Raw genomic sequence first — 1,988 nt, 5'->3', positions numbered from 1 at the left:
TGGTAATGTCTTAAATGGTGCTTACATCTTGTACACTATTAATGTGACTAATTTTGGTCCTGATAATGCGACTGGTTTGGTTATTACTGATGTTTTGGATAGTAGATTAATATACATTAACAGTACAAGTCCAAGATTTACAAGCTATATTGCAAGTACTGGTGTTTGGAATATTGGTAATTTGGCTAATGGTGAGAGTATTGTTTTGGATATTCTTGTTCGTTTAAATGGTACTGGTAATATTGTGAATATTGCTAATGTTACTAATGTTACTGAGAATAATACTGGTAATAATAGTAGTAACCCTGATAATGAAACTAATATTACTGTTGTCACTACTGTAAATCTTAGTGTTGTTAAAACATCTAATGTATCTGGATCTGTCTTAAATGGCATACTTGTTTTATACACTATTAATGTGACTAATTTTGGTCCTGATAATGCGACTGGTTTGGTTATTACTGATGTTTTAGATAGTAGATTGATTTATATTAATAGTACTAGTCCTCGTGGAACTAGTTATGATGCTAGTACTGGTGTTTGGGATATTAACACTTTGGATAATGGTGAGAGTATTGTCTTAGATATTCTTGTCCGTTTAAATGGTACTGGTAATATTGTGAATATTGCTAATGTTACTAATGTTACTGAAAACAACACTGGAAATAATAGTAGTACTCCTGATAATACTACTAATATTACTGTTGTTCCTACTGTGAACATTAGTGTTGTTAAATCATCTAATGTAAGTGGATCTGTCTTAAATGGCATACTTGTTTTATACACTATTAATGTAACTAACTATGGTCCTGATAATGCGACTGGTTTGGTTATTACTGATGTTTTAGATAGTAGATTAATATACATTAACAGTACATCTCCAAGATTTACAAGTTATATTGCAAGTACTGGTGTATGGTATATTGGTAGTTTGGCTAATGGTGAGTCTATTGTTTTAGATATTCTTGTTCGTTTGAATGGTACTGGTAGCATTGTGAATGTTGCGAATGTTACTAATGTTGGTGAGAATAATACTGGTAATAATAGTACTCCTGATAATACTACTAATATTACTGTTGTTCCTACTGTGAACATTAGTGTTGTTAAATCTTCTAATGTGTCTGGTAATGTTTTGAATGGTGCTTACATCTTGTACACTATTAATGTGACTAATTTTGGTCCTGATAATGCGACTGGTTTGGTTATTACTGATGTTTTAGATAGTAGATTAATATACATTAACAGTACATCTCCAAGATTTACAAGTTATATTGCAAGTACTGGTGTATGGTATATTGGTAGTTTGGCTAATGGTGAGTCTATTGTTTTGGATATTCTTGTTCGTTTAAATGGTACTGGTAATATTGTGAATATTGCGAATGTTACTAATGTTACTGAAAATAACACTGGTAATAACAGCAGTAATCCTGATAATGAAACTAATATTACTGTTGTCACTACTGTAAATCTTAGTGTTGTTAAAACATCTAATGTATCTGGATCTGTCTTAAATGGCATATTTGTTTTGTATACTATTAATGTGACTAATTTTGGTCCTGATAATGCGACTGGTTTGGTTATTACTGATGTTTTGGATAGTAGATTGATTTATATTAATAGTACTAGTCCTCGTGGAACTAGTTATGATGCTAGTACTGGTGTTTGGGATATTAACACTTTAGCTAATGATGAGAGTATTGTTTTGGATATTCTTGTCCGTTTAAATGGTACTGGCAGTATTGTGAATATTGCAAATGTTACTAATCTTACTGAAAACAACACTGGAAATAATAGTAGTACTCCTGATAATACTACTAATATTACTGTTGTTCCTACTGTGAACATTAGTGTTGTTAAAACCTCTAATGTGTCTGGATCTGTCTTAAATGGCATACTTGTTTTATACACTATTAATGTAACTAACTATGGTCCTGATAATGCGACTGGTTTGGTTATTACTGATGTTTTAGATAGTAGATTAATATACA

1 protein-coding gene is annotated in these 1,988 nt (G+C 31.1%); it reads left to right on the top strand.

All coding sequences use genetic code 11. The annotated features are described in order from the left end of the window. Window positions 1-1,988 (top strand): DUF11 domain-containing protein (locus MBCUR_RS02060; RefSeq protein ID WP_157077563.1); only part of this gene is annotated, 1,988 nt, incomplete at both ends.

The organism is Methanobrevibacter curvatus, from assembly GCF_001639295.1.
Lineage (GTDB): Archaea > Methanobacteriota > Methanobacteria > Methanobacteriales > Methanobacteriaceae > Methanoflexus > Methanoflexus curvatus.
The sequence above is the reverse complement of the archived record's forward strand: the minus strand, read 5'-3'. Positions and strand labels throughout refer to the sequence as shown.